Source organism: Novosphingobium sp. TCA1, assembly GCF_009811895.1.
Lineage (GTDB): Bacteria > Pseudomonadota > Alphaproteobacteria > Sphingomonadales > Sphingomonadaceae > Novosphingobium > Novosphingobium panipatense_A.
Genome location: NZ_BLJH01000073.1, coordinates 1 through 6423, shown reverse-complemented (window position 1 = coordinate 6423; position 6423 = coordinate 1). Strand labels below are relative to the sequence as shown.

General features: G+C 63.1%; 7 protein-coding genes and 1 pseudogene. 5 read left to right on the top strand and 3 right to left on the bottom strand.

The window, feature by feature from the left end; translation table 11 throughout:
- Nucleotides 1–416: NAD(P)/FAD-dependent oxidoreductase (locus NTCA1_RS27585; RefSeq protein WP_201282621.1), on the bottom strand; the 416-nt coding region annotated here is incomplete at its 3' end.
- A gap of 359 nt (nt 417–775) precedes the next feature.
- Between NTCA1_RS27585 and NTCA1_RS27580 the strand changes: the two genes are divergently transcribed.
- A complete protein-coding gene (locus NTCA1_RS27580; RefSeq protein ID WP_159832442.1) occupies nt 776–1315 on the top strand; it encodes an HD domain-containing protein in 540 nt (179 codons plus the stop codon).
- Between the two features lie 339 nt (nt 1316–1654).
- On the opposite strand, the pseudogene NTCA1_RS27575 reads toward NTCA1_RS27580, so the two are convergent.
- Nucleotides 1655–2035, bottom strand: a pseudogene (locus tag NTCA1_RS27575) (DUF1989 domain-containing protein); the annotation flags it as partial.
- A 92-nt stretch (nt 2036–2127) separates the two neighbouring features.
- On the opposite strand from NTCA1_RS27575, the gene NTCA1_RS27570 reads away from it, so the two are divergent.
- Both NTCA1_RS27570 and NTCA1_RS27565 read left to right on the top strand, forming a co-directional pair.
- Nucleotides 2128–2307: a hypothetical protein gene (locus tag NTCA1_RS27570; protein WP_159832440.1), complete on the top strand. Its 180-nt coding sequence runs from the start codon at nt 2128–2130 to the stop codon at nt 2305–2307.
- Between the two features lie 12 nt (nt 2308–2319).
- Nucleotides 2320–2472, top strand: a complete 153-nt coding sequence (locus NTCA1_RS27565) for a hypothetical protein (RefSeq protein WP_159832439.1) — start codon at nt 2320–2322, stop codon at nt 2470–2472.
- A gap of 66 nt (nt 2473–2538) precedes the next feature.
- Here the strand turns inward: NTCA1_RS27565 and ybaK are convergent, their stop codons facing one another.
- A complete protein-coding gene (gene ybaK / locus NTCA1_RS27560; RefSeq protein ID WP_159832438.1) occupies nt 2539–3012 on the bottom strand; it encodes a Cys-tRNA(Pro) deacylase in 474 nt (157 codons plus the stop codon).
- Between the two features lie 213 nt (nt 3013–3225).
- Between ybaK and NTCA1_RS27555 the strand changes: the two genes are divergently transcribed.
- Both NTCA1_RS27555 and NTCA1_RS27550 read left to right on the top strand, forming a co-directional pair.
- A complete protein-coding gene (locus NTCA1_RS27555; RefSeq protein ID WP_159832437.1) occupies nt 3226–5268 on the top strand; it encodes an FUSC family protein in 2043 nt (680 codons plus the stop codon).
- Nucleotides 5269–5348: 80 nt separating this feature from the next.
- Nucleotides 5349–6260 (top strand): LysR family transcriptional regulator, encoded by a 912-nt coding sequence (locus NTCA1_RS27550; RefSeq protein ID WP_159832436.1) that lies wholly within the window; start codon nt 5349–5351, stop codon nt 6258–6260.
- The last annotated feature ends 163 nt before the right edge of the window (nt 6261–6423 follow it).

Sequence of the window (6423 nt, the reverse complement as noted above, 5' to 3'; positions counted from 1 at the left end):
AACCACGTCAGGTTAGTCCCAACCAGCGGTTGACGGCCAAATGCCCATGTGAGGAGGGGGATGCCCGATTGCAGCACAGCCTCGTGCAGGACCGCGAACAGGCTCGCGCGATGTATGCCAATGCCGAAGGTGTCTGGACGGCGTAGCGCAGCGTAATGCACATCGAGCACGACCCGCTTGCCTGCCATGCCGAACAGGCGGTCCACGCGCGCGCCCCGCGCCTGCACCGCGTCCAGCAGGCCGAGCTGGTCAAGGACTGCCATTCCCGTAGGTTGGATCATAAGTCCCGAACCAATCGGCCGAGGCTTCTCGAACCGCTCGAACAGGGTAACGTGATGATCGGCACGGTGAAGCAGCAGCGCCGCCGCCAGTCCGCACGGCCCACAGCCGGCAATCGCAATGTTCAACCCCCGCATTCTCGTCGCCTAGCGCAGGATGCGGCTCGGTCCAATAGGTCGTTTGACAAACCGGCGCGCACATTCCGGGCGATCTTGGGCGTCCACGTTCCTTGTTAGCTTGTGGGTGCTTTCCCGACTCAAGACAAATTCGATCTACGCTTGCGGGCGCCAGATTTACGGTAGCTGGTCAAGGTCGGCCGCCTATCGGTTGGCTATGGCATTTGTCCTGCTCGTTGGGCTCTGGATGCTCACGCTGCTGCATAGATGAGACATCCGGGCGGGGCTGGATCGTGACCCGAGACCACTGGCCAAGTGACTAATGCGGGGATCTAACTTTCTCCCCCCCCCCCTTCAAGAATATCTGCTAAGCGTCCAACATGCCTCAGGATCTCTCATCACTGGTATCAAAAGCGCTGGACTTCGCCTCGCACGCTCACAACAGCATTGATCACCGACGCAAGTACACAGGTGAGCCCTACATCAGTCACCCCATTGAAGTGATGGAGATTGTCCGAAGCGTCCCGCACACTGACGAAATGTTGGCTGCCGCGCTGCTGCACGATACTATCGAGGACACCCCGACAACGCGAGAGGACATCGCGCGCGAGTTCGGAGAACCTGTCGCAATTCTGGTGATGGAACTGACCGATCAGTGCCACGAAGGTAACCGCGCTGCACGCAAAGCCGCGGAAGCCGTGCGCCTCGGTATCATCTCACCCGAAGCGCAAACCGTGAAACTCGCCGATTTCATCAGCAACACGCAATCAATCGTCGCGGGAAGCCCTGGATTCGCCAAGGTCTATCTCCGCGAGAAGTTGCAGGTCCTCACCGTAATGACCGAAGGCAATCCCAACCTGTATCGTCGAGCCATGGCACTGATCGAGGATGCCAAGACGAGCATAGGCTTCCGTCCATGAAGTGATCTGCTCTGCCTCCAGTCTTTCGAACTATCCAAGTGGGTCAGCTTCCCACCAATTTACAGCCGAACACGCGCATCTCACACATCCAGGGCTGAAGAGGACACTCCGCACCTGAGGAGTTCGAATTGGCGCCTAACCGGCAAAGAATGGTCGGTTCCGCAGTGTGGGTAACGCTTGGCTTGGGACATTTCTGCCGTTCCAGCCAACGGCCAGGAAGGGCCGGCTTCGCCATCACCCGACGTTTCGCCTCTCCGCCGTCATAGCGGTCTGGCCCATGCCCGCGTTATCATAAAGGTTTGGTCGCTTTGTCGAAGTGAACCGGCGGGAGCTTCGCGATCAGGCCTCGATACGATAATCGATCGGCTTGAAGGTGCCGCCATTGCTCGCATAGGCTGAACACGCGGTTAGGCCGATGATCAGGTCATCTTCCGCCCGGAAGGAAATGCTGTCTCCTGCCCGGCTGGGCGGGGGCAATACGGAAATCCGGCCGTTTGCATCGACGGGAACGTTCATGAAGCAGTTGAAGGCGACCGGAATATCGTCTCCGCAGATGCCGTGAGGTGCCAGCGCTTCAAGGAGATTGCCGAAACAGCCGCGGTGTTCGGGCTTGTCGGGATAGAAGTGACAAAAGGTGTGCGTGCTGCAGGGCGTCAGGAGAAAATCATGCCAACCCACGCTGTCCTCCTCGATCGACATCAGGACACGGGACCGATTGGAGGTTATCTAGCCCGTGGATCGCTGCCCGCAACGCAAGAGTACGGCATCGACCGTGCATTCCTTCAACATCCCGACAATTCCCTGAGGACACCATGACGCTAACCGGCACCCGGCCCATCGGACGCTCGGAATTCATCGGTCTGATCGCCGCGCTCATGGCGCTGAACTCGCTCGCCATCGACATCATGCTTCCCGCCTTGCCCGCTATGGGCAAGCCCCTTGGCGACGTGGCAGGCATCGTCTCGTCGGTCTTCGGTTCATCCAGACCGTAGGCGGCGTGATCATTGGCCGGCTTCATTGGACAACTGTTCGACGGCACCATCATCCCTATCGCAATCAGCTACTTCGCCATGGGTATTGCCTCAATCCTTTGCATTCTTGTGGCCGAGCAAGGACGTATGTTCACGCCTGACAAAGAGCCGCATGCCAATGATTGAGTTTTTAGGGTCAAGCCAAGGCCGAGCGAGCGCGGAAAACCAAAATTGCCTGCGATGAAACTTTGGCTATGCCGCGATATCCGCAAGGGCCGCGTCCAGAAACCGCCGTGCGTCCTCTCCAGCAAGCCGGACTTGCAACCCGCGCTGGCCGGCGTTCAGGAAGATCGTATCCCACAGCACGGCCGTCTCGTCGATCACTGCAGGCACGCGGCGCATCTGACCGAAAGGGCTTATCCCGCCGATCTTGTAGCCGGTCATGCGTTCGGCGTCGGCAGGCTTCATCATCGCCGCCGCCTTGGCGCCCAGAGCGGCTGCGGCCTTTTTCATCGACACTTCGCCGCTGCTGGGCGCGATCACGCAAGCGGGCTTGCCGTCGGCCAGCACCATTAGCGTCTTGAAGACCTGCCCCGGATCGGCGCCGAGCGCCTCGGCAGCGGCCAGGCCGATGCTGTCGGCGGAAGGGTCGTAGTCGTAGGAATGAAGGCTGAAGGCGATGGACGCCGCTTCGAGCGCCCTGGTTGCGCGCGTGGACTGCGCCATGGGATTTCTCCTTTGCCTGCCGCTTACGGCATGCCCGCGCGGCGGCCAAGTGGCGGTATTGTGCTATGATTGTCTCCTGAGAGGAGACAGTGTGTCTCCCGACATCCGGCTAGTGGCCCCAAGGCCAAGCCCCTAGCGCGGGTCGATGCACCTGCCTTCGCTTCCTCTTCACCCGATCGCCGATTACACGCGCCCACGAGGCGGGCCGCGCGGATGAAAGGCGTTGCCGCGCGCTTCGGGGTTGCCGAGGCGCTGTTCTCGCTCAAGTGCCTGCTGGCGGCGGTCCTGGCCTACTGGCTGGCCCTGACGTTCCAGTTTCCCAAGCCGTTCTGGTCGGTCATGACCGCCTATATCGTTGCCAATCCGCTTTCGGGCGCGGTTCATTCCAAGGCGTTGTTTCGCCTGACCGGCACGGCGGCAGGGGGGATCGTGGCGGTGATCCTGATGCCTGCCCTTCGCGGCTTGCCCGAGATCCTGACGCTGGCGCTGGCGGCCTGGCTTGGCTTCTGCATCTATCTGGCGGTGCTGGACCGCACGGCGCGTGCCTACATGTACCTGCTTGCCGGTTTCACCGCCGTTCTGGTCGCTATGCCGATCATCGACCGGCCGGAAGCGGTGTTCATGACCGCCGTTGCCCGCGTGCAGGAGATCGCGCTCGGCTTCCTCTGCGCGGGCGCGGTGCATTCGCTGGTCTTCCCCGGCAGCGTGTCCGACCGTCTGCTCGCACGGGTCGATGCGATCGTCGGGGATGCGGAGCGCTGGTCGATCGACACCCTCGCGCATGCAAGCGAGGCCCGGCTGGCCAAGGACCGGCGGCAGCTGGCGCTGGATATCGCCGAACTGCATCAGCTTTCGATACACCTGCCCTTCGATACCGGGCGTCGGCGCCTGCGTGTCGGCGCCGTTCGCGCGCTTCAGCAGCAGTTGTCGATCCTGGCGCCGCTGGCCGCTGCGGTGGAAGACCGTCTCCGCGAACTACGCCATTCCGGCCATTTTGTAGCGGATCTGGAAGCGCTCGCCGCCGATGCGCGGACATGGCTGGAGCGCGCGGATGTGGAGGCCTATCGCGAAGAAGCCGAAGTCCTGCGCGCCCGCGCCCGCGAACTGGAGCCGCCCGTCGTGCCGGATATCGCACCGCAGGATCTCCTGAAGCTGGGCCTGCTGGTGCGGCTGGGCGAGTTGATCGAGGCGCATTGCCATTGCCGCGACTTGCGCCGTCAGCTTCATGCGCCGACGCGTGCCTCGGTTAGCGAGCATGTCCCGGAACTGCTTCGCGCCGCCGCGCCGCTCCCGCTTCACGAGGACCGCGCCACGGCGCTGCGAAGCGGTCTCAATGCAATGGCGACGGTCTGTATCGCCGTCGCCTTCTGGCGGCTGACGGCATGGCAAAGCGGTGAGGGGGCGGTGATGATCGCGGCGATCTGCTGCTCCCTCTTCGCAGGTTTCGATCAGCCGGCCGTCCTGCTCAACAAGTTCCTGGTAGGCTGGGTCATCGCGACCGTCGTCGCCACCTTATATGCATTCGCCATCCTGCCGCGCGTTACCGAGTTCGGTGTGCTGATCGCGGTGCTGGCGCCCTATCTGCTCTATTGCGGTTCCCTGCTGGCGAAACCGCCCAAGGCCTTGCTGGCGACGGGTTTGCTGCTGGGAATGCTCAACACCGTGGGGCTGAATGAGCAATATGCCGAGCATTTCCCGACATTCGTCAACTCGGCCCTGGCGCAATTGCTGGGCGCGGTGCTCTCGGTGGTCATGCTGAAGATCTTCTCGACAATGGGCGCCGCGCGCGGCGCGCAGCGGTTGATGCTGGCGAACTGGCGCGACATCGGCGCCTTCGGTGAGCCCAGGGGCAGGGCGAGCTTGCCGGGTCTCGGCGCCTGGATCGGCCTGGCGCTGGATCGGATCGGGCTGCTGGCGCCGCGTCTTGCTGCCAGCGGGAGCGATCCGGGCGGAGCGCTGGTCGGCGCGCTCACCGACCTTCGCGCCGGTGCGGCACTGCTGCGCTTGCATAACCTTCACAAGCATTTGCCCGGAGAGGCCGCTGCAGTGCTTGACCGAACGACCCGCGCCGTGGCGGGCCACTATCGCACGCAATCCGCGCACCGCAAAGTCATTCCCGCATCGCCTGCGATTGCGCGGGCCATCGATGAAGGCCTAGCCGGTCTCGCCGGAACAGACCCTGCGCAGGCGCGCGAAGGCATGCTGGCGCTCCTGACCTTGCGCCGGGTGTTCTTCCCTCTCGACCATGCGGCTTGAGGACGGCCCTGAGGTGGTCAATTTGCAGGACCGGCTGTACCACAGGCCCGAGGCGGATCGCAGCCAGGGGAAAAAAGGGCGTGGAACTCGAAGACTTGCGCAGCTTCGCGATGGTCGTGCGTTATGGCGGCTTCTCGGCGGCCGAGCGTGCCACGGGCGAGGCACGCGGCAAGCTGTCCAAGCGGGTGGCTAAGCTGGAAAGGGAACTGGGCACACGCCTGCTGGAACGCTCGACCCGCAACGTGCGGATCACCGAAGTCGGCAGAGAGGTCTATCGCCAATGCGAGATCATCGCCGACGGGCTTGCCGCCACGCGCGCGATTGCCGAGCGGGCGAGGGAGGACGTCAGCGGCCTGCTGCGGATAAGCTGCCCGCCGGGGCTGGCGCGCTATCTTGGCGCGGGAGGGCTGGCCTCGTTCTTGGCTCGATATCCGCAAGTCCGCATGGACATGCATATCACCAGCCGCCGGGTGGACATCGTGCGCGAAGGTTTCGACATCGCGCTGCGGGTGGACGTCGAGAAGGAAACCGACTTGTCGCTGACGATGCGCCAGCTCGGCCGCAGTCAGCGCATTCTTGTCGCCAGCCCGGCCTTCCTGGCACAAGCTGCGCCGGTAAGCATCGAAACGCTCCAGGGCCTGCCTACTCTCACCATCGGCGAGCATGCCGACCACCACCGCTGGGACCTGACCAGCGAGAGTGGGGAGCGCGCCCGGATATTCCACCAACCGAGACTGTGCAGCAACGATTCCATGATCGTGCGCGATGCCGCGCTCGACGGGCTGGGCGTCGCGCTCCTTCATGAGCTCGGTTGCCGAGAGGATCTGCGACTGGGTCGCCTGCTGCGGGTCTTGCCGCAGTGGCATACGGCGGAAGGCGTCGTCCACATGGTCTTCGCGACACGGCGCGGCATGTCGGCGGCACAGCGGGCTTTCGTCGATCACTATGCCGACCAGCCTTTCTTCCCGCCGGTTTCTGCCGTGCAGGACTGACGCGTCGGCCGGGCGGGGAGCTTGTCGAGGGGCGTTTTCCACAAGAGGGGTGACGCATGTGGAAAACTTTTCTATAAAAATGGTTTGACCGAATCATGGGTGGGTCTTAGAGGGCCTCTCACCGCAGCGGACCACCTGGTTGCTACGGTCGCCAACAGAGACG

Excerpts from the sequence above, each read along its gene's own strand:
- ybaK (WP_159832438.1), bottom strand. The coding sequence starts at position 3,012 with ATGGCGCAGTCCACGCGCGCAACCAGGGCGCTCGAAGCGGCGTCCATC.
- NTCA1_RS27580 (WP_159832442.1), top strand. The coding sequence starts at position 776 with ATGCCTCAGGATCTCTCATCACTGGTATCAAAAGCGCTGGACTTCGCC.
- NTCA1_RS27555 (WP_159832437.1), top strand. The coding sequence starts at position 3,226 with ATGAAAGGCGTTGCCGCGCGCTTCGGGGTTGCCGAGGCGCTGTTCTCG.
- NTCA1_RS27570 (WP_159832440.1), top strand. The coding sequence starts at position 2,128 with ATGACGCTAACCGGCACCCGGCCCATCGGACGCTCGGAATTCATCGGT.